This window comes from Myxococcus sp. MH1, from assembly GCF_059738865.1.
Map to the genome: position 1 here is coordinate 3,857,956 of NZ_AP026947.1, position 24,471 is coordinate 3,882,426.

Here is a 24,471-nt window from a genome sequence, read left to right on the forward strand (position 1 = left end):
GACTAGCTCTCCCCGCCTTCCGCCCCGGGGCACTGCACCTGGACGTCCAGACGGAACGTCACCTTCTGTCCGTCCCGCGTGCGCTCCACCTTGCCCTGCTTCACTTCCTTGAAGCAGGCGTGGTTCCTTAGCGCGTTGGACAGCGTGTCCACCTGCTTGGAGGAGTCCGTCTCCCCCTGGAGGATGACGCGCTCGGTATCAATCTGGATGCGGTCGAACTTCACCGGGATTTCCTTGGGGACGTGCTCGGTGACCTCCGCCAGGAGGTTGACCGCGGACATGCGCGGCAGCGCCGCCGCGGGGCTCTCCACGCCCTTGAGCATGTTGAGCGCGCGGTTGTAGTCCTTCTCGCACCGCCCCAGGATCCGCTGCGTCGTCTCGCACAGCGCCGCGTCCACCTGCGCCTCGCGCCGCGACAGCACCGAGTTGCGCACCACGCCGAACGCGATGAGCAGCAAGAGCAGCGTCGCCGCGAAGGACGCCAGGAGGCCCAGCTTGTCCTTCACGTAGTCGAAGTCGCCCTTGAAGGCGAGCTCGCCCCGGCGGTAGTTGAAGCGCGGCGCGCGCGCGCCCGTCGCGTTGCCTCGCAGCGCGAGCGCGTACGCCTGCGCCGCCGTCGGCTGGTCGTCGGCGGCGATCGCCTCCGTCGTGTCCGCGGGCAGCGCCAGCACGCGCACCGGCAGGTTCAAGTCTCGCGAGAGCTGCTCCGCGAGCCCCGGCATGCGCGCGGTGCCGCCACACAGCACCAGCGCGCCCACCTGCTGGCGGGTGCGCGCGGTGAAGGACTTCAGCGTGGGCCGCAGCTCGCGCAGGACCGGCTGGAGCCCCCGGGTGAAGGCCGCCGCCGCGCGCTCCGCGTCCGGCCCCTTCGCCGCGCTGGCCAGCGCCCCGTGCTGTTCCTTCCAGTGGTGCGCCTCCGCCAGCGACGTCTGGAACTCCGTGGCCAGGGCCTTGCTCAAATCCTTGCCGCCGCCGGCGAACGTGCGCGCGAAGCGGACCCCCGTGCCCGGCGTGCCGATGGCCACCGACGTGCGCTCGTGGCCCAGGTCCACGATGGCCACCGCGCCGCCCTCGTTCGCGCCCTCGAAGAGCCCCGCCGCCTGCTGGAGCAGGTTCTGGTAGGCGAGGCCGGGGTGCGTGACGACGCGCGGGTCCACCTTCAGCTCCGCCAGCACCTCCAGCAGCGCCTTGAGCTCCTCGGTGCGCACCACGCCGACGAGCAGGTCGCTCGCCCTCTCCTTGCCCTCCAGGTCCTTGTGGCCGACGACCTGGTAGTCGTAGACGACCTCGGAGATGTCGAACGGGAGCTGGCTGCCGATTTCGAACGGCAGCGTCGCGTCGATGCGCTTGCTGTCGGAGAACGGCAAGGTCAGCGTGTGGGTGATGAGCGCGGGGCCGGGCAGGGACACCACCACCTGGTCGGCGTGGCCCGGCGGCAGCTTGCCGAGCAGCTCCGTCACCGCGGCGCGCAGCGTGTCGGCGCGCTCGCCTTCCTGAGCACGGCGCACCTCCACGTAGCTCCGGGTGGCGTGTCCCTTCGTCCGCGCCTCCAGCACCACGCCCTTCACGGCGTGGCTGCCCAAATCGAGGCCAAGAATGCGGGCCATGCTATTCCTCTCTCCAGTACAGGAGCTTGCCCAGCGTGTCGTCCAGCCGGACCACCGCGGTCAGCGTCTTCTGCACGCTGCCCGCCTCTCCCACGGATTTGATGGTGAACGTCTGACTCTTGTCGCCGATGAGGCGGTTGCCCGCCACGTTGGACTTCACGGCCGGATTCACCACGATGCCGGCGCTCTCCACCACCGCCACGAAGTCCTGCACCGCCATGCCGAAGAAGCTGAACATGCGCGCCGAGCGGATGCGGGTGATGAGCTCGTTGAGGAACACCGGGTCCCTCAAGCGCGGGTCCGGCCGGGCCGGGTCCGCCACCGACATGATGGCCAGCCCCATCATCACCGGGTCATCCGTGTTGATGTTGGGCCGTGAGTTGATGTCCGGATACACCGTGAGCCTGTCACGGAAGGCCGACATGAACTGGTCATTCACCCCGTGCACCCGGTACAGCTCGTCGACGCTGTCGAACCGCGCGTTCTTCGGCTCGTAGCTCGGCTCGTACCGGCTGTAGGGCGAGCCCTCGTCGGAGAAGCCGGACGGCATGGGGTTGACCGGGTCATTGCGGTTGATGGCCGAGCCCGTCTCGTCGTCGTCCGCGTAGTCCTTGATGGCCAGCATCACGTCCTGCGGATTGCTGCGGACCTTGTTCGCGTCGTCGCGCTCCCACAGGAACTCGAAGCGCTTGTCCTCGAGCATGTCCAGCATGCGCAGCGCGGTGGGCAGCGCGTCGCCGGCGCCCGCCATCAGCCGGTGGACGTTGAGCTTCTCCTCCTCGTCGGAGATGGTGGACAGGAAGCAGCCCTCGAAGCCGCCGAACGAGCGGCGCGTCATCTGCGCCGACATCTCCTTCGACGCCGGGTCCTCCTCGCCGTCCATGCGGAAGTTCCCGTCGTCCTCGTCCACCGGGTCCAGGGGCGGCGCGTCCTCCTTGCCGTTCTCCAGGCCCTCGCTCTTCACCAGGCCCTTGAGCATGTGGCAGTCCACGCGCGCCATCCGCCACAGCTGGAGGTTCAGGCTGGAGGGCTGGGGCGTGTTGCCCTGCGCGCCCACGTTGCCGCCCAGAAAGCCGCTGAGCAGCGACGCGGGGTTGGGGATGGGCGTCGCGTCCACCTGCTTCTGGAAGCGCAGAAGCAGCCGCGACAGCGCCACGCCCGAGCGCGCCATGTAGTACGCGCGGACCTCGTCGCGCTGGTTGGCGGCGAGCTGCAGGTCCACGCGGCTGTTGTAGGCGAACTCGGTGGCGATGATGGTGAGCAGCGCGATGGACACCACCGCGATGATGAGCGCCACGCCGCGCGAGCGCCGCTCGTTCGCGGCCGCCGAGCGCGGGGCGGGCCTGGGACGTCGCCGGGACGTCTGCTTGGGGAAGGGCAGGGGCATCAGTACCTCGGCAGCTCCGTGTTCAACATGATGCGCGTCTGGGTGCTGTAGCGCGCTTCCTTGCCCGTCTCGTCCACCGCCGTCACCGTCACCCGCACGCGCGTGGGCAGGATGCTCTTCTGCTCGGGGCGCCGGGTGTCCCACTCGTCATCCCACTCCTTCTTCTCGGAGTTCCAGTACTCGAACTCCAGCTTCTTCACGCCCTCCAGCAGCACGTCCGTCGTGCCGCCCCGGTCCATGCGGTCGTCCACGTTCGGGTTGACCCGGCGCTTGAGGTCCTGCCGCCCGCGCGCCGTCTTGTCCTCGGACGCGTCCACGAAGTACTCCACCACCGCCTGGTCGGACTCCTTCACGTCCGTGTACAGCCGCTGGTGCGCGAACGTGGTGAACAGGAGCCGGTCGCTCTCCCCGACGAAGTTGCTGGGCCGGTCCTGCTGGTCCCGGAAGCGCTTCAGGTCGAACCGGTCACTGACGTACGCGGAGCCGATCTCCCGCGACATGCGGTTCATCGCCACCCGCAGCTGCCGGTAGCGGTCCGCGTCCGCCTCCACCGTCTCCTTCGCCGTCAGGCCCGTCTGGAAGGCCATGGCCACCACCGTGCCCATCAGGGCGGTGATGGCCACCGCCACCATGACCTCCATCAGCGTGAAGCCACGCACGCGCCGGGTCATCGGTCGTTCCTCATCAGGCCGCCGCCCAGGTTCGGAATCTGCGGACGCCCGCCGCCCATGCCGGGCGGGAGGATGCCTCCCGCGCCACGGCCGCCCTGCTGGCCGCCGTTGGCCCGGTTGAGCCACTCCGAGCGGCGCATCAGCGGCTTGCGCGTCTGCGGATGCAGCATGACGCCGTTGGGGCCGGGGATGGGGTTCTGGACGATCATCCCGGGGCTGTCCGGGTCCACCCACTGGTTGTCCGCGCCCGGCGTCTGGCCACCGGCGTTGGGCGTGAAGCCGCCGTTCCTGTCCGAGCCCGGCCCGAGCGACACCACGTGCGTCACCAGGTCGATGCTCTCCAGCTGGGTGCCCTCCTGCCAGTACACCGTGAGGTGCACCTCGCGCACCGTCTGGGTGAGCTGCTGCACCATCTGCGTGAACATGGGCTGCGCCATGCCCATGGCCGCGCCGCCCAGGCCGCCGCCCGCGGGCTGCGGTCCGCTGGAGCCGCCCTTGCCATCCTTGTCGCCGCCGCCACCGCCGCCGAAGAGGCTGGCGATGCCGCTCATCGGGTCGCTCGAGTCCCCGCCGATGGGCAGGTTGAAGAGCGCGCCGATGAGCTGGTCGGGTGACACGCCGTCCAGCTTGGGCGCGATGATGCGCGCCTTCCACTTGAACTGGGGCCAGCCCTCGTCGGAGAAGTCGCCCGACTCCTCGTCGTCGTCGGGCGTGAAGCCGTCGTCGTAGAGTTGCTGCTCCACGTCCGTCATCTTCGAGCGCGCCAACAGCGAGGCCACCGTGAGGCGCTTGGTGTAGACGTGGTTGGCCACCGCGCCCGCGTTGAGGTCGAAGATGGCCATCAGCGCGAGGCCGAGGATGGCCAGCGCCACCACGACCTCCAGCAGCGTGAAGCCCCGGGCCTGTCTCATCGCGGCACCTCCAGCGCCTCGCCCACGATGTTCACCTTGCCGGTGAGCGGGGACACGTCCAGCGTCCAGATGTTGTCGCCCTGGCTCAGGTAGACGTAGGCCTTCTCCGTGTAGCCCTGCGGGAAGAAGTAGAGATACGCGACGCCGCTGTCCACGGCCTCTCGCTGCTGGCGCGTCCACACCGACACGCGCACGTCCGAGGGCAGCTCGCGCGGCGGAATCTCCTCCGACGTGAAGGACGAGAAGCGCGACTGGCTCTCCACGCGCTGCTTCTCCGCCTCCATCAGGTCCTGCGCGCTGACCGTCTCCCCGGCCGAGGCCACGTAGCTGCGCCGCTCCTGCCCGTTGCCGGAGCCGCTCCGGTTGGAGCGCCGGGCCCGATCCCTCTCGGAGTTCTCGTCGCGCAGGGCGGTGTCGCGGTCCCTCGCCGTCGTCACGCCGCTCTCCGCGCACTCGGCGTGGTAGCGCGTGGCCTTCTCCTCCTTGGCCTCCGGAATCTCGAACACCAGCCGGCACGTCTTGCCGCGCAGCGCCGCCGAGTCGTAGAGCGAGCGGATGGTGCCGGCCAGCTCGCCGGCCGCGCCCTTGGCCTTGGCGCCGGTGAGCGAGCCGATGCCCATCACCGCCGCGGAGAACAGCATCGCGACGATGATGATGGCGATGGAGATCTCGATGAGCGTCAGGCCGCGCTCCTGGCGCCGCCGTGTCGCCGTGCTCCGCGTCATGGCTGCCCCCAGTCCGCCAGCACGCCTCCGCTGCTCAGGTCCGCGTCCAGCCCCGCGCCGCCCTGCTTGCCGTCCGCGCCAAGCGAGATGACGGCGCCGCTCTTGCCGTCCATCCAGTAGACGTACGGGTGGCCCCATGGATCACTGGGCACGCCCTCGATGAGCTTCGCCTCGATGAGCGGGGTGAAGCCCTCCTCCTTGGAGGGGAAGTGGCCCATCAGCCGGTGGTGCGCCTTGAACATGCCCTCCAGCTTGCGGATCTCCGTCCGGGCGCGCCGCTGCTCGGGCGCCAGCGTCCGGTCCTCCGTCGCGTAGACGAGGGCGAACGCCAGTACCGTGGCCACCAGGAAGATGCCGCCCAGGATGAGCTGGCCCGACCGGTTCGGACGGGCGCCCCCCGCGGGTGAGGACGTCGGGGATGTCACTGCGCTCTGCTCGTTCATACCCAAGTCCTGTCAACACACGGGGCGCGCCGGTTCTTCACTTGGTGGCGGCCCCGTCCGCGGACGAGATGTCCGCGTCGTTGCCCTCACCGCCGGCCGTGCCGTCCGCGCCGTAGGAGATGATGACGGGCTTGCCGCCCTCGTTGAGGTACACGTAGTCGTTGTTCCACGGGTCCTTCGGCATCGACTCCAGCGACTGCGTCTCCACCAGCGCGTTGAGGCCCGCCGACGTGTCCGGGTACTTGCCCTTCTTCGTGTAGTAGAGCTTCAGCGCACCCTGGATGTTCTTGATGTCCAGGGCCGCCCGGTCCCTTCGGGCCGCCTCGAGCTGGGGAATCACCGCCACGCCGACGGCGGCGGCGATGAGGCCGAGGATGGTGATGACCACCATGATTTCGATGAGCGTCATGCCCCGGCGGTTGCGGCGGCGGCGCTGCTGCTGGGTGTTCTGGTTCGTCTTGTTCATGTCTCTCACCTCGGGGTGACTTTCTGGCAAGCCACCGCTTCGTGTTCTGGACTTCCTGTCAGGGGACCCGGGGGACGTCCACCACTCCGGGAGGGGGCACGGCGGCCCGGGGGCCGTACAGCCGGGCCCCCACCGTCACCAGCGCCGCGGCGACGGCGATCATCGCCGCCAGCGTCACACGCTGAATCCAACGGTCTAACGTCTCATTCGTCATGGGCGTCGCACCTCACCGGATGGCCGAGTTCACCTGGAGGATCGGCATCAGGATGGAGAGCGCGACGAATGCAATCACCGCGCCCATCACCACGATGAGCAGGGGCTCGAGCAGCGAGGTGAGGGCGCCGATGCGCACGTTCACCTGCGTCTCGTAGTTGTCCGCCACGTTGGTGAGCATCTCCTCGAGCTGACCGGAGCGCTCGCCGATGGCGACCATGTGGTAGACGAGCGGCGGGAACTCCCCGGAGCGCTTGAGCGGGTTGGCGATGCTCTCGCCCTCGCGGATGGAGTCGCGGGCCTTCTCGACGACCTCCGCCAGCACGGTGTTCGTCATCACCGCCTTGACGATGTCCATGGCCGCCAGGAGCGGGACGCCGCTCTTGAGCAGCGTGGACAGCGTGCGGGCGAAGCGGGAGATGGAGAGCAGCCGCACCAGGTTGCCCACCACGGGCGCCTTGAGCGTGAAGCGGTCCCACTTGGGCTTGCCCTTGGGGCTCACCGTCCAGCGCATGAACAGCCAGCCGCACAGCACCATCACCGGGACGGCGATGAACCACCAGTCCTGGAAGAAGTTGCTCGTGGCGATGAGCATCCGCGTGCTCAACGGCAGCGTGGCCTTCATCGTCTCGAAGATCTTCGTCACCTTCGGGACGACGAACACCATCAGCGCCACCAGGATGCCGCCGCCCACCACCATCATGATGGCGGGGTAGAGCATGGTGCTCAGGATTTTCTGCTGCAGCCGGGCCTGGTTCTCCGTGAAGTCGGCCAGGCGCGTGAGCACCGCGTCCAGGGCGCCGGACGCCTCGCCCGCGCGCACCATGTTCACGTAGATGCTGGGGAAGATCTTGGGGTGCTGTCCCAGCGCGTCCGCCAGGGACGAGCCCTCGTTGACGCGCTGCTTGATGTCGGAGAGGGCGCGCTTGAAGCGCTCCTTCTCCACCTGGTCCACCAGGGCGGTGAGCGACTCCACCAGCGTGACGCCGGCGCCCAGCAGCGTGGACAGCTGCCGGGTGAAGATGGCCACGTCGTCGGTGTTGACGCGGCCCCGGCCCAGCTTGCGCAGGTCGATGTCGCGCGCCACCTGCGCGGCGTTGGCGCCCTTGGACACCGCGCCCCGGCTGCCCTCCGCCTGGGCGAGCACGTCCGTGAGGAAGATGCCGTCGGCGCGCAGCTTGGAGCGCAGCGTCTTGGGCGAGTCGGCTTCCAGCAGGCCCTTGATCTGCTTGCCCGCGGAGTTGAGACCTCTGTACTCGAAGACCGGCATGGCTCGATGACCCCGGCCCCTCCCAGGGAGGAGCTGTCGGTTACATGTCCTCCTGGGTGATGCTCAGCACCTCGGCGATGGTCGTCTCCCCCAGCGCAATCTTGCGCGCGCCGTCCTCGAGCAGGGTGATCATCCCCTTGGAGGTGGCGGACTTCTTGATGGTGGAGGCGTCCACGTTCTTCAGTACGAGCTGGCGCACGTCGTCGTCCACGGGCAGGAACTCGTAGATGCCCGTACGGCCTCGGTAGCCGTTGCGGTTGCAGGTGGGGCAGCCGACGGCCTTGTAGATGCGCTCGGTGCCGTAGCGCTCCTTGAAGGAGGCGCGCGAGTGGCCGATCTCCTTCAGCTCCGCGTCCGTGGGCTGGTAGGGCGCGCGGCAGTCCGGGCACACGCGGCGCACCAGGCGCTGGGCGAGGATGCCCGTGAGCGACGACGCCACGAGGAACGGCTCCACGCCCATGTCCACCAGACGGGTGACGGCGCCGGCCGCGTCATTGGTGTGGACCGTGGAGAGCACCAGATGGCCCGTGAGCGAGGCCTGGATGGCGATCTCCGCCGTCTCCTTGTCGCGGATCTCACCGACCATGATGACGTCCGGGTCCTGGCGCAGGAAGGAGCGCAGGCCTTGGGCGAAGGTGAGGCCGATCTTGGGGTTGATGGCCATCTGGCCAATCCCCTTGAGCTGGTACTCCACCGGGTCCTCGACGGTGAGGATGTTGAGGTCCGGGGTGTTGATCTTCGACAGCGCGCCGTAGAGCGTCGTCGTCTTGCCGGAGCCCGTGGGGCCGGTGACGAGGATGATGCCGTGCGAGCGCTTGATGACGGCTTCCATGGCGTGGAGCGTCACCTGGCTCATGCCGATCTCCGCCAGGTCCAGCAGCGTCGCCGTCTTGTCCAGCAGACGCATGACGATGCGCTCCCCGTTGGTGGTGGGGATGGTGGACAGACGGATGTCGATGTCGCGGCCGGCCAGCTTGATGCGGATGCGGCCGTCCTGCGGCAGGCGCTTCTCGGCGATGTTGAGCTGCCCCATCACCTTCACGCGGCTGACGATGGCGTTCTGGTAGCGCTTGGGCGGCTTGATGACCTCCTGCAGCACGCCGTCCACGCGGAAGCGCACGAGCAGCTCGCGCTCCATGGGCTCGATGTGGATATCGCTCGCGCGCTCCTTGGCGGCGCGGAAGAGCACCGAGTTCACCAGCCGGATGACCGGGGCCTCGTCGTCCGTGTCCAGCAGGTCCTGCGGCTCGTCCAGCTCGTGGGCGATGGCGTCCAGGTCCTGCGTCTCCATCTCGTCGACCAGCTGCTCGGCCTCGTTGATGGAGCGGTCATAGACGCTGTTGATGGCGTCGGTGATGGTGGTGTCGAGCGCCAGCCGGGGGCTGATGCTCTGGCCCAGCAGCAGCCGCGCGTGGTCCAGCGCGGACGTGTCCAGCGGGTCCGCCACCGCCAGGACCACGCTGTCGTTCTCCAGCGACAGCGGGAGGATGTGCGCCTGCTTGGCGAAGTTGATGGGGATGCGCTTGACCAGCTCCGCGTCCACCTCTTCGGTGAAGATGCGCGCCAGGTAGGGCAGGTCCAGCTGGTGTCCCAGCGCCTTGGCGACGTCCTCGGCGCTGACCGCCTTGAGCCCCACCAGGACCTCACCGATGCGTCCGCCCTTCTCCTCCTGGAGGGCGAGCGCCTCGCGCAGCTTCTCCTCGGTGAGCGAGGGGACGAGCGCGCGGAGGATCTCCCCCAGAGGCCTGCCGCACAGGAAGGCCTGGCCGTGGGAGACGACCTGGGTGGAGTCGTTCCGGGCAGGGGCCGCGCCGGACGCGGCGGTGGCGAGAGTGGGGTCTGCGGTCACGTTCATGGGCTCTATTCCCCGGTCTCGGGCTGGATGCGCAGGCGCTCGGGCGACGCGTCTCCGGTGGACTCCGGAGCCGGCGCTTCGGGCGTCTGCGGCGCCGGAGTCGCGGGGGCTGACTCTTCGGAACCGGCGGGAGGCAGCGGCGCTTCCCGCACCTCGGGCTCGGGCGACACGGGGGCCGGGCCCCGCGCGGGCGGCACGCTGTTCGAGCGGCCGGCCGGCGGGGTGTTGGAGCGGGACGGCGCCGACGAGTTCGGCGAGATGACGCGCTCACCCGACACGCCCGGGCCGCCATTCTCCGCGCGCTGGCGCTCGCGCAGGACGGCCTGGTTCATCTTGGACAGCGGGCCGGGCTTGCGGCTGAAGTCCACCGCCACGTCGTAGCCGGGCACCTGGCCGTAGAACTGCTCCACGAACTGCTGACGCTCCTTCATCTTGCGCTCGAAGATGACGCGGAAGTCCTCGGGGCCCCGGATGATGTAGGGCGTCAGGAACAGGAGCAGGTTCGTCTTCGTCTTCTTGCGCGTCGTCTCGCGGAAGAAGTTGCCGATGATGGGGATGTCGCCCAGCACCGGGACCTTGGTGACGGACTCGATGGTGCGGTCCTGCATGATGCCGCCCAGCACCACCGTCTCCTGGTCCTTGGCGATGACGGTCGTCTTCGCGCTGCGCTTGCTGGTGGTCGGGCCGAGCACCGCGTCGTTGGAGGCGATCTCCTCCGTCTGCTCGGTGATGACCATGCGGATGTAGTCGCTCTCGTTGATCTGCGGCTTCACCGTCAGCTTCAGCTCCACGTTCTGACGCTGGATGGGCGCGTACAGCGAGCCCAGGCCGCCCAGCGCGCCGAGCAGCGACGTGTTCAGGCCGCCCGCGCCGCCGGCGGTGCCGGTGCCCACGCCCGTGCCCAGCGACGAGGGCGAGAAGCCGGACTGGAAGGGCACGTTCTGGCCCACGGTGATCTCCGCCTCCTCGTTGTCGCTGGTGAGGATGTGCGGCGTGGACAGCACGTTCACGTCGGAGCTCTGCTGCATCGCGTGCAGCACCACGCCGAAGGCGGGGATGTCCAGGCCCAGCTTCTCCAGCGCGGGGATGACGGGGCCCTGCAGGCCCGCGAGGAAGCCGCCGAAGGACGCCAGGTTCGCCAGGCTCAGCGACGGGGGCAGGCCCGAGCCGGTGTTGTTGGTGCCGATGAGGCCGGGCACCGCGCCGTCATCCGTCTGCAGCGAGAAGCCGCTGTGCAGGTTGACGCCGTACTCGGCATTGCGGTCCAGGTTCACCTCCATGATGACGGCCTCGACGAACACCTGGCGGCGGGGCGTGTCGAGCTGCTGGATGACCTGGACGATGTTCTTGTAGTCCGACTGGCTGGCGACGATGACGAGCGAGTTGGTGCCTTTGTCGGCGGAGATCTTCACCTCGCCGCTGAACAGCTCCGCCGCCTGCGTGGGCGCGTTGCCGCGCGGCATGCCCGGGGGGAGGTTGGGGGCGCCCGGCGTGCGGGGACGGTTGGCCGTGCCCTGCGCCAGCGACTGCAGCGTGCTCGCCAGCTCCTCCGCGTTGGCGTTCTCCAGGTAGTAGACGTTGATGCGGCCGCCCGTGCCGGACGGGATGTCGAGCTGGGTGACGATCTCCTGGATGCGCTCGAACGCGGCGGGGCTCGCCACGATGATGAGCTTGTTGGTGCGCTCGTCCGGGATGATCTGCGACAGCGTCACCGGGCCACCGGCGGACTCGCCGCCCTGGGAGGGCTGGGCGACAATCTCACCGCCGGGCTGACCCGCGGGCGGCACGCCCTGGGTGAAGTTGCCGGGGCGGGTGGCGCCGGGGCGCGCGCCCTTGCTCTCGAACAGCTTCTGCACCGTGCCGGCCACGTCCTGGGCGCTCGCGTACTGCACCTGGATGACGCGCAGCTCGTCGCTGGCGGCGCGCGAGTCCAGCTGGTTGATGAGCCGCTCCAGGCGGTGGATGTTGGAGCCCACGTCGTTGACGATGATGGTGTCGGGCGGGTACGGGATGGTGTCGCCGTCCTTGGACACCAGCTGCTGCAGCACGCCGCGCAGCGGCTCCACCTCCACGTTGCGGATGCGGAACAGCTTGGTCACCATCTGCTCGTTGGTGGTGTACGGCTGGCCGTCCTCGACGATGGTGGGGATGGGGTTCTGCTTCGCCGAGCGCTTGTCGACGATCTTCATGAAGCGGCCGTACTGGTAGACGGCCAGGCCGTTGGCGTCGAGCGAGGCGAGGAACGCGGAGTAGAACGCGTCCGCGTCCACCTCCACGCGGCCGTTCTCCGGGCCGATGATGGAGATCTTCCCGCGCACGTTCTCCGGGAGGATGAACGTGCGGCAGGTGGCGTCCGCCACCGTCTGCACCAGCTTCTCGATCTCCACCTTGTCGAAGTAGATGCCGTAGCGCGCGTTGCGCCGGGCCTCCTCGCACGTGGGCGTCCGGCGGGGCCCTTGATTGGCCTCCTCGGCGGCGCCGGGGGACTGGGGCGTGATGGTCCGCTCACCGGGCGCGGAAGGCGCGGAGGTGCCGGGCGGGGTGGGGCGGCGCTGGGCCTGCGCGGGGACGGCGAGCGCGAGGCACAGGCAGAGCATCCAGGACGGGAGCGTCTTCATGGAGGAGCGGGCGCGACGTGGGGTTTAACGGACGTTGTAGGACTTGCGGATCGGCGCGCCGTTGCGCTCGATCTCGATTTCGATGCGGGAGGAGTCCTTCATCTTCGAGTAGACCTCGAGCGCCTTCTCGGGGCTGTTGAGGTCGAACCCGTTGATGCGGCGGATGACGTCGCCGTTCTGGACGCCGATCTTCGAGTAGATGGAATCCGGGCGGATGGAGAAGAGCTTGAACCCCACCGCCTGACCGTCCTTGAAGGCCGGAACGATGCGCGCCTGCATGGCCACGTCGTTGAGGTTGTTGAGCGTCTTGTCGATCTCCGCGCGCGGCACTTCGTACTCGTTGTCGCTGACGGCGCGGATGCCGCTGGGGGACGCGGTGTTGGTCTGCGCCACCGGAGGCGTCGGCGGGGTGAAGGCCTGGGCGCCGTCACCCGGGTTGCCGTCGATGAACTCCTTGCGGCCCCCGTTGAGGATGATGACGCGCTCACGCTCGATTTCGAGCACGGTGGCGCCCTGCAGGGCGTTGCCCACCATGTACGTCTGCGAGCGCTGCGTCACCATGTCCTGGACCGACGCGAAGGACCAGTCCGGGTTGCTCGCGACGAGCGTGCCGAGCAGCTTCACCCTGAGGCCGCTCTTCACCGGGGCGGCGTTGGGGTCCACCTCCGGCGTCGTGGGCTCCCTCACCGCGACTTCCGGCTCGGGAATCTTGATGCCCGTCACCCGCGACAGGCCCTCCATGTCCGGCAGCGCGAGCGCCGCCTGCGCGGGCCGGTTCGTCGGCGCACGCGCGGTGGCCCCCGAGGACGGCACGGGGGAGATGGAGGATTCGACGAACAGGTTCACCGTCTTCGCCGCCAGCAGCGCGACGAGGAGGATGAACAGCAGGTTCACCGTCCAGAAGTATTTGCGAAAGAAGAGTTCCATCACGCTTCCGAGAAGAAAGCCGGACCCGGGAAGAGCAAGGCAGGTGCCACCCTCGGGTCAGACGGGCCATCCCAAGGGGACGGCCAAGCACGCGTAATTATTCCGAAAAGGGCGGGCACCCCAGGCAGGGGAGCGGGCTGCTCCAGGGCTTGGGACAAATTGTCAAAGCAGGGTGGGGGCCTTTGTGACGGCCTGTCAGTCGTCGCTTCCGGCGGAGGGCTCGCCGCCGGAGGACTGCTCGCGCTCCAGCTTGCGGTAGATGGTGCGGGCGGCGATGCCCAGCAGCCGGGCGGCCAGCGTCTTGTCGCCCTTGGTGTGGCGCAGCGTCTCGTGGATCACCCGGCGCTCCACCTCCTCCATGGGCGTGCCGATGGGGATGACCAGCTGGGTGGCGGCGCCGAGCGGGCCCTTGCGCACCGACTCGGGCAGGTCGCTGGCCTCCAGCACCTCGCCCCGCGCCAGCACCACCGCGCGCTCGACGGCGTGCTCCAGCTCCCGCACGTTGCCGGGCCAGGCGTAGTTCTCCAGCGTCTGCAGCGCCTCCGGCGAGAAGCCGCGCAGCGCCTTGCCGTTCTTCGCGGCGAAGCGGCGCAGGAACGCGTCCGCCAAGAGCGGGATGTCCTCGCGGCGCGAGGCGAGCGCGGGCACGCGGATCTCCACCACGTTGAGCCGGTAGTAGAGGTCCTCGCGGAAGCGGCCCTCGGCCACCTCCTTCTGCAAATCCTTGTTGGTGGCGGCCACCAGCCGCACGTCCACCTTCACCGTCTGGGTGCCGCCCAGCCGCTCGATTTCGCCCTCGGCCAGCGCGCGCAGGAGCTTCACTTGCGCGGGCAGCGGCATCTCGCCGACTTCGTCCAGGAAGAGGGTGCCGCCGTGGGCGCGCTCGAAGCGGCCCTCGCGCCGGGCCACCGCGCCGGTGAAGGCGCCGCGCTCCACGCCGAACAGCTCCGCCTCCAGGATGTTCTCCGGCAGCGCGCCGCAGTTGACGGCGACGAACGCGCCCTTGGCGCGGCTGGAGTACTCGTGCACCGAGCGCGCCGCCAGCTCCTTGCCCGTGCCCGACTCACCCAGCAGCAGCACCGTGGCGGTGGAGGGCGCGGCCTGGCGGATGGTGTCCAGCATGGCGCGGAAGGCGGGGGACTGGCCCACCATGCTGCGCCCGCCCTGGGCGCTCATCTCCGCCAGCTTCGCCTTGAGCGTCTGGTTCTCCGAGACGAGCGCGCGCTTCTCCAGCGCCTTCTGCACCGCCTTCACCAGCGAGTGGCGCTTGAGCGGCTTGGTGATGAAGTCGTAGGCGCCGTCCTTCATCGCCGCCACGGCCGTCTCCACCGTGCCGTAGGCGGTCATCAGCACCACCTCCACGTCGGGGCGGATGGTGCGCGCGGCGCGCAAGAGCTCCTGCCCGTCCATGCCGGGCATCATCAGGTCCGTCACCATCACCGTGACTTCGGGGCGGCGCAAAAGCTCCAGGGCCTCCGTGCCGTTGGCCGCGGAGAGCGTGGCCATGTTCTCCCGCTGGAAGATGCGCGTCACGGAGTCGAGGTTGGCGCGGTCGTCGTCGACGACGAGGACGGTGGAGGTGGTCATGGTGGGGGCCGCACTATGCAATACCCGTTCCCGTCAGGCGTGCTCCTCGTCCGCCTCCACGGGGCCTCCGCCCATGCGGCCGATGTCCTCGCGCTTGACGGAGTCGACGTTGAACTTGCGCGCGCTGGCGAGCATCCGGTCCACGGTGTCGTCGAAGTCGGGCTTGCCGCCGTTCTTCTTGAAGCGCAGGAAGTTGATGCGCGCGACCACGAAGTTCTTGAGGTAGGGGCTCTGCAGTCCCTTGGCCTTGAGGGAGTCGACGACGGCGACGACGGCGTCATCGAGCTCCAGCAGGCGGTCCGCGCGGGCGTCGCGCACCTTCAGCGCGTCCTCCAGCGGTACGTCCATGAAGTCCTCCACCGCCTTGACGAAGGGGTGGTAGGCGCCCGCGGAGTAGCGGGGGCGCTTCTCGTACGCGGCGCCGAGCGTGATGAAGGCGGGCTCCTCGAACAGGTGCGCGAAGGCGGACTCCTTGCCCGCGCGGCCCGCGCCCACGAGCCCCCGGTACATGCGCACCACCTCGAGCGAGCGCTCCTTGAGGTTGTGGGCCTTCTCCGTGTTGAGCGCGAGGATTTGATAGGCCACGTCCTCGTCGGGCAGCAGCAGCGCGACGATGGCCTTGGCGCCCAGCAGCTTGCTCGCGTGCAGGCGGTGGTTGCCGTTGGGCGTCCAGTAGCGGCCCTCCTTGCGCACGGCGATGACGGGGTCCAGGAAGCGGTCCAGCCGCTCCATGGCGCTGGCGAGCCGCTTCACGTGGGGCTCGGACAAATCACGCTGGTAGGGGGTGGGCTCCACCTTGTCGATGGGCAGCACCGCGAGCACCACCGGATGTCCGCCCAAGGGGTCGCGATAGACGCCGAGCACCTCGCCGCCGTCGGTGCGCACCGCCTCGAGAATCTCCGTGGGGTACTCCACCGAGTCGCTGGCCACGTCCTGGGGAGACAGGCCGCGCGACTTCGGTTCCGCCTTCTTGCGGCGGGGCTTCCTGGGGGCGGCGGCGGGCTTCTTCGCTGCGGCGCTCTTGCGTGCGGACTTCGCTGCCATGGGTGCGTCCTCCTCGCGCTGCGGACGAGTGATGTAGCAGCAGACCCTGACACGTCCTCCCCCAGCGAGTGGGGGAGGAGGAGCGCTCGGGCGTCGCCCACGCTAGGGGGACGCGGCAGGTAGGGCTACCCTCCCGACAGGGTGAGCTGTCGGAAGCGGACAGTGGGCGCGCCCACCGTGCCTCCGCGGAACTGGAGGTCGTTCCCCACGCCGTCCAGGTCCTGGAGCATCTTCAGCACGTTGCCCGCCACGGTGACCTCCTGCACCGCGTGCGTCAGCTCGCCGTTCTCAATCCACAGGCCGTTGGCTCCCGCGGACAGCTCGCCCGTGACGGGGTTGGCGCCGTGGCCGAGCAGGGACGTGACGTAGAAGCCCCGGTCCACGCCCTTGATGAGCTCCTCGGGCGAGGCCGTGCCCGGCTCCAGGTAGAGGTTGGTGGTGCCGATGCTCGGCAGCGCGTTGTAGCCGCGCTTGGCGTTGCCCGTGGGCCGCGCCTTCGCCTTGCGCGCGGTGAACGCGTCGTAGAGGAAGCTCGACATGACGCCCCGGTCGATGATGGGTGTGCGCCGCGTGGGCACGCCTTCACCGTCGAAGGGCGCGGTGGCGAGGCCTCGGGGCAGCAGGCCGTTGTCCACCAGCGTGACGTGCTCGGAGGCCAGGCGCTTGCCCTTGAGCGAGGCCAGCATGCTGGCCTGCTGGTGCACGGCGTTGCCGCTGGCGGCCTTGGCCACGCCGGACATGAAGGACGCGGTGACGAGCGGGTCGAACAGCACCGGCACCTGCTGCGTCTTCACGCGCCTGGCGCCCAGCATCCGCACCGCGCGACGCGTCGCCTCGCGGCCGATGGACTCGGGCGACTCCAGGTCACCCAGGAAGCGCTTGTAGTCGAGCCAGTAGCCCTTCTGGAGCTGCCCGTCCGCGGCGGCCACGGGCATGGCGTACATGAACACGTACGTGCCCGAGTAGCCTCCGGCCATGCCTTCCGACGACGCGACGTAGACCTCCGACACGAAGTCCCCGGCGCCCACCGCGTTGAAGGTGCTGACGCGCGAGTCCTCCGCGCGGCCCGCCTTCTCCATCTCCAGCGCGGCCTTCACCTTCCAGTCGCCGGGCAGGTTGGCCACGGCCTCGTCGTACAGCGCGCCGGTGTCGCCGAAGCGGCCCAGGTCCCGCGCGCCGGGCAGGCCGTTGAGCTTGTTGGGCGCGGCGGCCTCGGCCAGCTTCAGGGCCTGGTCCACGAGCAGGTCGATGCCCGAGGGCTCGAAGTCCGACGTGAAGGCGAACCCGAGCCGGTCCTTCGTCACCACGCGCAGGCCCACGCCCTTGGCGGTGGACTGGGTGAGGTCCTCGATCTGCCCTTCGCGCACGCGCACGGTGCTCTGGCGGCTGACCTCGATGAAGGCCTCGGCCTGGCGGGCGCCCTTCTTGCTGGCGCGCTGGACGATTCGCTTCGCGAGCTTCTGGTAGTCCATGGTGTCGGTGCTCTCTCTTCAGACCTGGGTTCCGCCGACGGTGACATTGTCGATGCGCACGGTGGGCAGGCCCACGCCCACGGGCATCGACTGGCCGTTCTTTCCGCACACGCCCATGCCCGGGTCCGGCTGCGGGTCGCACCCCACGCGGGACACGTTCTTGAGCGCCTCCGGCCCCACGCCGATGAGGATGGCGTTCTTCACCGGACGGCCCAGCTTGCCGTCCTCGATTTGATACGCCTCGCTCACCTCGAACACGAAGTTGCCGTTGCTGATGTCCACCTGACCGCCGCCGAACGTGGCGCAGTACAGCCCGCGCTTCACCTCCTTGAGGATGTCCTCGGGGTGGTGGTTGCCCGGCGCGAGGAAGGTGTTCGTCATGCGCGGAATGGGCAGGTGCTTGAAGGACTCTCGCCGCCCGCTTCCGGTGGAGCGCTGGCCCATCAGCTTCGCGTTGAGGCTGTCGTAGAGGTAGCCCTTGAGCACGCCGTTCTCGATGAGGACCTTGCGCTCACCGGGCGTGCCCTCGTCGTCGATGTTGATGGAGCCGCGCCCGCTGGACACCGTGCCGTCGTCGATGACCGTCACCAGCTCCGAGGCGACCTTCTGCCCCAGCTTGCCGGCGAACAGCGACGTGCCCTTGCGGATGAAGTCCGCCTCCAGGCCATGGCCCACCGCCTCGTGCAGCAGGATTCCGCTCCAGCCCGGCGCCAGCACCACCGTCTGCGGGCCCGCCGCGCAGTCCACCGCGCCCAGCGTGGCCACTGCCTGCCTCGCGGCCTCGCGGCCCACGTCCTCGGGAGGGAACGTCGCCCAGTGGGTGAAGGGCACCCGGCCTCCGCCGCCGTACGAGCCCGTGCGCCGCTCGTTCTTCTTGCCCTGCGCCACGACCTGGATGGACATGCGGCACAAATCCTGGGTGTCCTCGGTGTAGCGGCCCTCGGTGTTGGCCACGGCGATGCGGCGCGTCTGGTCCACGTAGGCGCCGTTGACCTGGGTCACCCGCGAGTCGAACGCGCGGGCGGCCTTGTCCGCGCGGGTCAGCAGGGAGGCCTTGAGGGACACCTCCACGTCGGCCAGCGGGGTGGGGACGCGGTAGTGGCTGGGCACGGCGATGCGTGAGACGGGGAAGGCCCGCTCGGAGCCGGTTCCCTGGGCGATCATCGCCGCGGTGGAGGCGGCCCGCAGCAGCGCGGGCTCGTCCCAGTCGTCGGAGAAGGCGTAGCCCACCTTGCCCCCGGAGATGACCCGCACGCCCACGCCCTGGATGAGGCCCGTCTGGGCGCTCTTGATGCGCGACTCCTCCAGCACGACGCTGGTGCTGTGGGTGCGCTCCACGTAGACCTCGGCGAAGTCTCCGCCGCGCTCCATGGCCACGGCCAGCAGCCGCTCGAGCAGCGCCTGGGGCAGCAGGGGGGCGGGCGCGACGAGGCGGACCGCCAGGGGGGCGAGCTGGGAGGTGGAGGCACGCCGGGCCGGCGCGGACACTCGGGGCATTTTGCGGGACTCCCTCGGTGAATCGTTGGGGGTGTGGGAACCTACATAGGAGGGGGAAACGTCCTGAGCAACGGACAATGGCCCCGCTTCTTTCCCCAAGGGCGGGCTTGTCGCATTCCCACCGTGGTGGCGCCGCTTTAAGATGCCGGACGTTTCGGAGACCTGGACCCGACCCCATGCCTGCTCGTCCTCCATCCCCCCCTCGCCCTGGTGCCGGAGGTAAGCCCTCATCCCGGGGCCGCCCTCCGCGCGAGGTGTCCTCCGACGAGGACTTCGCCGCGCCACCCTCCGGAGACGAGGGCCAGCCCGACGGCCCCGCCAACCCGGAGCTCTACGGGGACGCCGAGCCGCCGCGCTCGCGCACGGACGAGACGCGGGTGGCCTCGGTGTCCGACGTGCGCGAGGAGTCCCGGCGTCGCCAGGAGGAGGAGGACGACAACGCGGACGCCACGCGCGCCGGGCCGCCGGTGCAGATGCTGGTGCTGGCGGGGCCGGACCGCGGGCGCAAGAAGCGCTTCCAGGGCGTGCGCATGGTGGTGGGGCGCGGCAAGGACTGCGACTTCGTGCTGGATGACCAGTCCGTGTCGCGCCGGCACCTGGAGCTCATCTACGGCCAGGGCGGCGTGGCGATGCGAGACCTGGGCAGCATCTCCGGCACCCAGGTGAATGATCAGCGCGTGGACGAGTGCACCCTGAAGCACGGGGATGAGATCGCCATCGGCAAGACGCGCCTTCGCTTCGTGGACGAGGCGGAGCAGATCAAGGAGCTGCGCGCGCAGGCGGAGGCCCGCGAGGCGGAGGAGAAGCGCGAGCGCGAGGAGGCCGCGAAGGACCGCGACGAGGCGCGCAAGGCGGCGGGTGCGTCCCGGGGCACCGACGTGGACCCGAATGATCCGCGGCTCAACGAGGCGACCAACGCCAACTACCGGATGCCGGACGAGCTGAAGGAGAAGAACCGCGACGCCAGCGGCGTGAAGAAGGGCAAGGGCGCCATCGCGATTCCCCGGCCGCGTCCGCCTCCGCGCAGCGCCGTCACCGGCGGCGGAGGGAACTCGAAGGCGAAGCTGCTCATCGGCGTGGGCGGTGGCGTGGTGGTGCTGCTCATGCTGGGGCTGATGCTCATCCCCTCGGGACCGCCGCCCCCGCCTCCGGTGGACCCCAACGTGGAGCGCTCGAAGCTCCTGATGCAGAAGGCGCGCGAGGCGGTGCGCTCGGACGACTTCGCCGGCGCGGTGAAGCTGGTGGAGGAGGCGGAGAAGCTGCGCCCGGGCGCGGACGACGAAGGCCTGGGCAAGGCGGCGGCGAAGGAGCTGCTCGTGCAGCAGTCCTTCCAGGCCGTGCGCGAGCTCATCGACGCCAACGACTTCGAGGGGGCCCGCCAGAAGCTGTCCGAGACGCCCCAGGGCACCGCCAAGACGGACGACGTGCGGCGCAAGCTGGAGCAGGAGGTCAAGACGAAGGACGAGCTGTGGCGCATCCAGAAGATGGAGGAGGCGCTCGCGGCGCGTGACGTCGCCACGGCCCAGTCGCTGCTGGAGCAGGTGCCGGAGCTCAACCGGCCCGCGTACTCGCAGAAGCTGCAGGACCTGCAGGCGGAGCTGGCCAAGGAGGCCCGGGACAGCGCGGTGCGGGACAGGGCCAGCCGGGAGCGCAACGAGGAGCGGGCCAAGGAGGAGCGCAAGCGCTTCATCGCGGAGGCCTTCACGGACGTGGAGCGGCGCTTCAACGGCGGCGACTACCAGCGCGCGGTGCTCGAGTGCGACCGCGTGGTGGAGAAGTACAAGGCGGACAAGGACGTGAAGGACCGCTCGCGCCAGCTCAAGACGTTGATTCCCCAGTTCCAGCGCGCGCTGGACGACGCGCAGAAGAAGCTCGCGTCCAATGCGCTGGAGTCCGCGTCCAAGCCCCTGCGCCGCGCGGCGGAGCTGTACCGTCAGATCGGCTTCGACGGCTCGCTGGGGCGCACGCTGGACGAGCAGCTCGCGTCGGCGGCGCTGGCGGCGGGGCAGGCGGCGCTGAAGAAGGGCGACCTGGCGGCGGCGGGCAGCAACTTCCGCGAGGCCCTGCGCCTCAACCCGGGAGATCGTCGGGCGCGGGATGGCCTGGACGACCTGAGCAAGAAGGTGGAGGAGCTGTACATGCGCGCGTATATCGAGCGCGACCGGGACCCTCGCTCCGCCGCGGAGAAGTTCAAGGTCGTCATCGAGACGGCGGCCGAGGGTTCGGATACGAAGCGCAAGGCCGAGATGTACCTGAGCGAGATACAGCCGTGAGGCGCTCGCCAACAACGTTCGTACGTGGGGAGATGGGATGAGCGAGTCGTCGCTGCGTGAGCTCGGGATGGACCTCATCGAGGAGCGCCAGTTCGAGCGCGCCCTCGCCGTGTTCGCGGAGGCGGTGCGCCGGGTTCCCGCCGACCACCGCTCCCGGATGATGGCGTCCCGGTGTCTGGCCGAGCTGGGTGAGCGCGAGCGCGCCGTCACGTCGTACCACGCGACGGCCGAGGGCCTCTTGCGTCGTGACTACCTGCTGTCCGCGATGGCCGCGTGCAAGCTGGGGTTGGACCTGGCGCCCAACGAGCGACGGTTGAAGGAGACGCTGATCCGCGTCCACTCGCGCGCGGTGCGCAGCGCGCCGGGTCGCGCCGTGGTGCCGCCGCCCCTGCCGCCCGAGACGCTGTATGACGGGAAGGTGGAGACGGACCTGATGGGGCTGGCTGGAGAGGAGCTCTCCAACCGCGCCATCGAGGTGCTGGCCGCTCCGGATCCGGGTGGCTCCGCGGACCCGAACAGCCGTCCTCCGCTGCCGTTGTTCGCGGACCTGGACCGGGACGCGTTCATCGACCTGGTGGGCCGCATGGCGTGGCGCCGGGTGCGTCCCGAGGAGGTGGTGAGTCGCGAGGGCGAGCCCGCCGACCACCTCTACGTGCTCGTCGCCGGCAAGGCGGAGGTGACGCGGCAGATGGAGGGTGAGGCGCGCACGCTGGGCTTCCTCGGCGGCGGCTCCATCTTCGGGGAGATTGCTCTTTTGACGGGCGCGCCACCGACGGCGACGGTGTCCGCGGTGTCCGACACGGAGGTCTTCGAGATCCGCCGCGAGCACCTCAACGCGGTGGCCAAGAGCCACCCGGCGGTGCCTCAGGTTCTGGCGGACTTCGCGCAGCAGCGCATGGCGCGGAACCTGATGGCCACCTCGCCCATGTTCCAGACGCTGCCGGAGTCGGAGCGGGGCGCGCTGCTGCAGCGCTTCACCTTCCGCGCGCTGCAGGGACACGAGAAGGTGCTGGTGGAGGGCGAGCACTCGCCGGGGCTGTTCCTGGTGCTGGCCGGTGAGCTGGTGGTGCAGAAGGAGGACCCGGCGGGCGGCACGGTGACGCTGGGCGTGCTGCGCGAGGGTGATGTGGCGGGGGAGATTTCGCTGCTGACGGGGCTGCGCGCCTCGGCGACGGTGGTGGCCACGCGCAAGACGGCGGCGGCGTTCCTGGAGCGCAACGCGTTCCATGCGCTGGTGCAGGCCTTCCCGCACATCCGGACGTACCTGGAGCAGCTCTCGGACCGGCGGCTGAAGCAGATTGGCGAGGCGCTGCGGCCCGCCGAGATCATCGACGCGGACGAGCTGGTGCTCGAGCCCGAGGCGGCGTGAGGAGCACATGGTGACGTTGTCGCGTTCGCGGGTGGTGGGCGTGGCGCTGGCGTTGGTGGCGGCCGGAGCGGTGCTCTATTTCTGGCCGCGCCACGAGCCCGGTGTCCCGGAGGCCGTCACGCGTCAGGTCATCACGATGACGCGGGCCGCGGAGGCCAAGGACATCAGCAAGGTGATGGAGGGCGTGTCCGAGCGCTTCAAGACGGACGGCGGCATGGACTCGCGGCAGGTGCGCGGCATCCTCACCGGGCAGGTGCTGCGCGGTCAGTGGGTCCGCATCTTCACCACGAACCTGGAGGTCCACGAGGTCTCGCCCACGCAGGGTGACTTCCAGGCGCGCTTCATCTTCGGCCGCTCGCAGGCGGAGAGCGTCAAGGACCTGGCGGCCGACAGCGTGCTGAACGCGTACCTCATCGAGGGGACGTTCGAGAAGGAAGCCGACGGCGAGTGGCGCGTGGTGCGCGCGAAGTACCGGCCGCTCGAGGCGACGGAGTTGCTGTAGCCGCTCGCGGCGGGCGCCTCACTGGAGCAGGGCGCCCGTCTCGTTCAACCAGGCCTTGGCCATGGCGCCCTGGCCCGCGGACTCCAGGCCCTTCTTCACCGTGTCGATGCGCGAGGCCAGCTCCTCGCGAGGCATGCCCTGCGCCCGCGCGCGCACCAGCCCGAAGTAGTAGTGCTGGCAGCCCGCCGCGTACGCGCTCTGCGCGAAGAGCAGGTCGCCCATGGCGGTGTATGCCTCCGGCAGTGAGCCCGCGCCCGTGTCCGGCGCGATCACCGCGAGCAGCGCCTTGGCGCCCTCGTAGTCCTTGCGCCGCACCAGCAGCGCGCCCTTGGCGTACTGCGCCTTTGCCAGCCCCACGCCCTTGGCGGCGATGGCCTTGTCGTAGGCGACGAGCGCGTCGTCCTGCCGCTCCGCCGCCTCCAGCAGCCCGCCGCGCGCCAGCCAGTAGCGGCCGTCCTGCTCCAGCAGCGGGACCTTCTTCCCGTCCGCGGACGCCACCTGGATGGCCCCGAACGCGCCCTCATACGCATCCAGCAGCGCCAGCGCGCCCGTGGTGTCACCCGAGGCCTGCAAGCTGCGAGCGCCGTCCAGGTAGAGCAGGGGCGCCGTCTTGCGCTTCGCCACCGCGGCCTCGAACGCCCCCCGCGCCTCGGGCACCTTGCGCGCGGCCAGCGCTCGCGCACGTGCGAAGAGGGCATGCACGTCATCCGGCACGGCCTTCAGCGCCGAGTCGGCCTCCTGGAGCGCCTGGTCCGCGGCGCCACGCGACAGCGCGAGCTCCGCCTTCAGCGCCCCAGCGCGTGACGTCAGCGCGGGCGTCAGCTCCGCCTGCTTCTCCTGCGCCGTGGCGAGCGCGCGCTCGGCCTCCTCCAGCTTCTTGCCCTGATACGCGTGCGCCAGCCCCATGCCCAGCCGCGCCATCAGGTGGTCCGGGTTCACGCTCGTCGCCTTCTCGAACGCCTCCACCGCCTGGGCGGGCTGTCCCTCGTCCAGCAGCGCCTCCCCGTACGCCGTGGTGAAGCGCGGATCCCGATACGCGTTCTCCGCCGCGCGGGCGAAGGCCTGACGCGCGCCGGGCAGGTCCCCCTTCGCCTGCAGCGTGAACGCCTGCGCCAGCGTGAGCCGGGGGCTGTTGGCCCCTTGCGCCTGCAGGTCCGCCAGGTACTTCTCCGCCTCGGCCGTCTTGCCCTCCGCGAGCAGATGCAGCGCGCGGGCGCCATGCCGTTCACCGGAGCGCGAGTCGAGCGCCTCGGCCCGGGCCAGATACTCACGGGCCCGCGCATCCGCGCCGGGCTGATGGTGCTCCAGCCACAGCACCGTCTGGATGTCGGCGGCCAGCGCCTGCGCGTCGCGGGCGTCGGAGTCCAACTGGAAGAGCTTCTCCAGCTCCGCCATGGCGCGCGTCAAGTCGGACGGATTGCCTCGCAGCGCGGCGGCGCGGGCCGCGCGCAGGTGCTCCTCCGTCTCCTTTCGCACCGTTCCCCGGTGGACGAAGTAGGCCACGGCGCCCGCGAGCACCACCGCCACCACCGCCACCTGCGCCAGCGCGCTCTTCCAACTCTCGCGTCGCTTCCAGTCGCCGTGACCTTCGGTGCTCATGGACCTGTCTCCCCGCGCTGGAGTTGGATGCTATT

The 24,471-nt window shown here is 69.8% G+C and carries 20 protein-coding genes; 3 read left to right on the forward strand and 17 right to left on the reverse strand.

Annotated features, from left to right (window positions below; translation table 11 throughout):
* Window positions 1-2 precede the first annotated feature (2 nt).
* From pilM to AC6JA9_RS15500, 16 genes are all read right to left on the reverse strand, one after another.
* Window positions 3-1,607, reverse strand: a complete 1,605-nt coding sequence (gene pilM, locus AC6JA9_RS15425; RefSeq protein ID WP_473566989.1) for a pilus assembly protein PilM — start codon at window positions 1,605-1,607, stop codon at window positions 3-5.
* Window position 1,608: 1 nt separating this feature from the next.
* Entirely contained in the window at window positions 1,609-2,994 is a 1,386-nt protein-coding gene (locus AC6JA9_RS15430; protein ID WP_223746638.1) for a type II secretion system minor pseudopilin, read from the reverse strand.
* A complete protein-coding gene (locus AC6JA9_RS15435) occupies window positions 2,994-3,665 on the reverse strand; it encodes a type II secretion system protein GspJ (protein WP_223783086.1) in 672 nt (223 codons plus the stop codon). Before AC6JA9_RS15435 ends, AC6JA9_RS15430 begins: the two co-directional genes overlap by 1 nt.
* Window positions 3,662-4,576 carry a type IV pilus modification PilV family protein gene (locus AC6JA9_RS15440; protein ID WP_223746640.1) on the reverse strand — a complete coding sequence of 305 codons (915 nt, stop codon included), beginning with the start codon at window positions 4,574-4,576 and terminating at the stop codon, window positions 3,662-3,664. The genes AC6JA9_RS15435 and AC6JA9_RS15440 overlap by 4 nt, the downstream gene beginning before the upstream one ends.
* A complete protein-coding gene (locus AC6JA9_RS15445) occupies window positions 4,573-5,301 on the reverse strand; it encodes a prepilin-type N-terminal cleavage/methylation domain-containing protein (protein ID WP_223783085.1) in 729 nt (242 codons plus the stop codon). Before AC6JA9_RS15445 ends, AC6JA9_RS15440 begins: the two co-directional genes overlap by 4 nt.
* Window positions 5,298-5,744 (reverse strand): type II secretion system protein GspG, encoded by a 447-nt coding sequence (locus AC6JA9_RS15450; RefSeq protein WP_267696805.1) that lies wholly within the window; start codon window positions 5,742-5,744, stop codon window positions 5,298-5,300. The genes AC6JA9_RS15445 and AC6JA9_RS15450 overlap by 4 nt, the downstream gene beginning before the upstream one ends.
* Before the next feature lie 37 nt (window positions 5,745-5,781).
* A complete protein-coding gene (gspG, locus tag AC6JA9_RS15455; RefSeq protein WP_223746643.1) occupies window positions 5,782-6,210 on the reverse strand; it encodes a type II secretion system major pseudopilin GspG in 429 nt (142 codons plus the stop codon).
* Window positions 6,211-6,268: 58 nt separating this feature from the next.
* Window positions 6,269-6,424, reverse strand: a complete 156-nt coding sequence (locus AC6JA9_RS15460; RefSeq protein WP_170300454.1) for a hypothetical protein — start codon at window positions 6,422-6,424, stop codon at window positions 6,269-6,271.
* Window positions 6,425-6,436: 12 nt separating this feature from the next.
* A complete protein-coding gene (gspF, locus tag AC6JA9_RS15465) occupies window positions 6,437-7,693 on the reverse strand; it encodes a type II secretion system inner membrane protein GspF (protein ID WP_223746644.1) in 1,257 nt (418 codons plus the stop codon).
* Window positions 7,694-7,733: 40 nt separating this feature from the next.
* A complete protein-coding gene (gspE, locus tag AC6JA9_RS15470; protein WP_223746645.1) occupies window positions 7,734-9,548 on the reverse strand; it encodes a type II secretion system ATPase GspE in 1,815 nt (604 codons plus the stop codon).
* Between the two features lie 5 nt (window positions 9,549-9,553).
* Window positions 9,554-12,166, reverse strand: a complete 2,613-nt coding sequence (gspD, locus tag AC6JA9_RS15475) for a type II secretion system secretin GspD (RefSeq protein ID WP_223746646.1) — start codon at window positions 12,164-12,166, stop codon at window positions 9,554-9,556.
* A 24-nt stretch (window positions 12,167-12,190) separates the two neighbouring features.
* A complete protein-coding gene (gspC, locus tag AC6JA9_RS15480) occupies window positions 12,191-13,093 on the reverse strand; it encodes a type II secretion system protein GspC (protein ID WP_046712766.1) in 903 nt (300 codons plus the stop codon).
* A 195-nt stretch (window positions 13,094-13,288) separates the two neighbouring features.
* The gene (locus AC6JA9_RS15485; protein WP_141323066.1) at window positions 13,289-14,680 is read right to left on the reverse strand and encodes a sigma-54-dependent transcriptional regulator; all 1,392 of its coding nucleotides are present in this window, start codon (window positions 14,678-14,680) and stop codon (window positions 13,289-13,291) included.
* A gap of 33 nt (window positions 14,681-14,713) precedes the next feature.
* A complete protein-coding gene (locus tag AC6JA9_RS15490) occupies window positions 14,714-15,724 on the reverse strand; it encodes a ParB N-terminal domain-containing protein (protein ID WP_223746647.1) in 1,011 nt (336 codons plus the stop codon).
* Between the two features lie 125 nt (window positions 15,725-15,849).
* On the reverse strand, window positions 15,850-17,196 hold the full coding sequence (locus AC6JA9_RS15495; protein ID WP_497960020.1) for a TldD/PmbA family protein: 1,347 nt from the start codon (window positions 17,194-17,196) through the stop codon (window positions 15,850-15,852).
* A gap of 18 nt (window positions 17,197-17,214) precedes the next feature.
* Window positions 17,215-18,693, reverse strand: coding sequence for a TldD/PmbA family protein (locus AC6JA9_RS15500; RefSeq protein ID WP_223783080.1), 1,479 nt, complete (start codon window positions 18,691-18,693; stop codon window positions 17,215-17,217).
* Window positions 18,694-18,947: 254 nt separating this feature from the next.
* Here AC6JA9_RS15500 and AC6JA9_RS15505 point away from each other — a divergent pair, with 254 nt between their 5' ends.
* The 3 genes from AC6JA9_RS15505 to AC6JA9_RS15515 are packed head-to-tail and all read left to right on the forward strand — an operon-like array spanning window position 18,948 to window position 22,837.
* Window positions 18,948-20,966, forward strand: a complete 2,019-nt coding sequence (locus tag AC6JA9_RS15505) for an FHA domain-containing protein (protein ID WP_223746650.1) — start codon at window positions 18,948-18,950, stop codon at window positions 20,964-20,966.
* 37 nt (window positions 20,967-21,003) lie between these two features.
* Window positions 21,004-22,335: a cyclic nucleotide-binding domain-containing protein gene (locus AC6JA9_RS15510; RefSeq protein WP_223746651.1), complete on the forward strand. Its 1,332-nt coding sequence runs from the start codon at window positions 21,004-21,006 to the stop codon at window positions 22,333-22,335.
* Window positions 22,336-22,342: 7 nt separating this feature from the next.
* Entirely contained in the window at window positions 22,343-22,837 is a 495-nt protein-coding gene (locus tag AC6JA9_RS15515) for a hypothetical protein (RefSeq protein ID WP_046712773.1), read from the forward strand.
* Between the two features lie 18 nt (window positions 22,838-22,855).
* On the opposite strand, the gene AC6JA9_RS15520 is transcribed toward AC6JA9_RS15515, so the two are convergent.
* The gene (locus AC6JA9_RS15520; protein ID WP_426746922.1) at window positions 22,856-24,436 is read right to left on the reverse strand and encodes a tetratricopeptide repeat protein; all 1,581 of its coding nucleotides are present in this window, start codon (window positions 24,434-24,436) and stop codon (window positions 22,856-22,858) included.
* Window positions 24,437-24,471: the final 35 nt, after the last annotated feature.

What these genes read in the sequence shown, in the direction of transcription:
- pilM (WP_473566989.1), bottom strand. Translation starts at nt 1,607, where the DNA reads ATGGCCCGCATTCTTGGCCTCGATTTGGGCAGCCACGCCGTGAAGGGC.
- AC6JA9_RS15430 (WP_223746638.1), bottom strand. Translation starts at nt 2,994, where the DNA reads ATGCCCCTGCCCTTCCCCAAGCAGACGTCCCGGCGACGTCCCAGGCCC.
- AC6JA9_RS15435 (WP_223783086.1), bottom strand. Translation starts at nt 3,665, where the DNA reads ATGACCCGGCGCGTGCGTGGCTTCACGCTGATGGAGGTCATGGTGGCG.
- AC6JA9_RS15440 (WP_223746640.1), bottom strand. Translation starts at nt 4,576, where the DNA reads ATGAGACAGGCCCGGGGCTTCACGCTGCTGGAGGTCGTGGTGGCGCTG.
- AC6JA9_RS15445 (WP_223783085.1), bottom strand. Translation starts at nt 5,301, where the DNA reads ATGACGCGGAGCACGGCGACACGGCGGCGCCAGGAGCGCGGCCTGACG.
- AC6JA9_RS15450 (WP_267696805.1), bottom strand. Translation starts at nt 5,744, where the DNA reads ATGAACGAGCAGAGCGCAGTGACATCCCCGACGTCCTCACCCGCGGGG.
- gspG (WP_223746643.1), bottom strand. Translation starts at nt 6,210, where the DNA reads ATGAACAAGACGAACCAGAACACCCAGCAGCAGCGCCGCCGCCGCAAC.
- AC6JA9_RS15460 (WP_170300454.1), bottom strand. Translation starts at nt 6,424, where the DNA reads ATGACGAATGAGACGTTAGACCGTTGGATTCAGCGTGTGACGCTGGCG.
- gspF (WP_223746644.1), bottom strand. Translation starts at nt 7,693, where the DNA reads ATGCCGGTCTTCGAGTACAGAGGTCTCAACTCCGCGGGCAAGCAGATC.
- gspE (WP_223746645.1), bottom strand. Translation starts at nt 9,548, where the DNA reads ATGAACGTGACCGCAGACCCCACTCTCGCCACCGCCGCGTCCGGCGCG.
- gspD (WP_223746646.1), bottom strand. Translation starts at nt 12,166, where the DNA reads ATGAAGACGCTCCCGTCCTGGATGCTCTGCCTGTGCCTCGCGCTCGCC.
- gspC (WP_046712766.1), bottom strand. Translation starts at nt 13,093, where the DNA reads ATGGAACTCTTCTTTCGCAAATACTTCTGGACGGTGAACCTGCTGTTC.
- AC6JA9_RS15485 (WP_141323066.1), bottom strand. Translation starts at nt 14,680, where the DNA reads ATGACCACCTCCACCGTCCTCGTCGTCGACGACGACCGCGCCAACCTC.
- AC6JA9_RS15490 (WP_223746647.1), bottom strand. Translation starts at nt 15,724, where the DNA reads ATGGCAGCGAAGTCCGCACGCAAGAGCGCCGCAGCGAAGAAGCCCGCC.
- AC6JA9_RS15495 (WP_497960020.1), bottom strand. Translation starts at nt 17,196, where the DNA reads ATGGACTACCAGAAGCTCGCGAAGCGAATCGTCCAGCGCGCCAGCAAG.
- AC6JA9_RS15500 (WP_223783080.1), bottom strand. Translation starts at nt 18,693, where the DNA reads ATGCCCCGAGTGTCCGCGCCGGCCCGGCGTGCCTCCACCTCCCAGCTC.
- AC6JA9_RS15510 (WP_223746651.1), top strand. Translation starts at nt 21,004, where the DNA reads ATGAGCGAGTCGTCGCTGCGTGAGCTCGGGATGGACCTCATCGAGGAG.
- AC6JA9_RS15515 (WP_046712773.1), top strand. Translation starts at nt 22,343, where the DNA reads ATGGTGACGTTGTCGCGTTCGCGGGTGGTGGGCGTGGCGCTGGCGTTG.
- AC6JA9_RS15520 (WP_426746922.1), bottom strand. Translation starts at nt 24,436, where the DNA reads ATGAGCACCGAAGGTCACGGCGACTGGAAGCGACGCGAGAGTTGGAAG.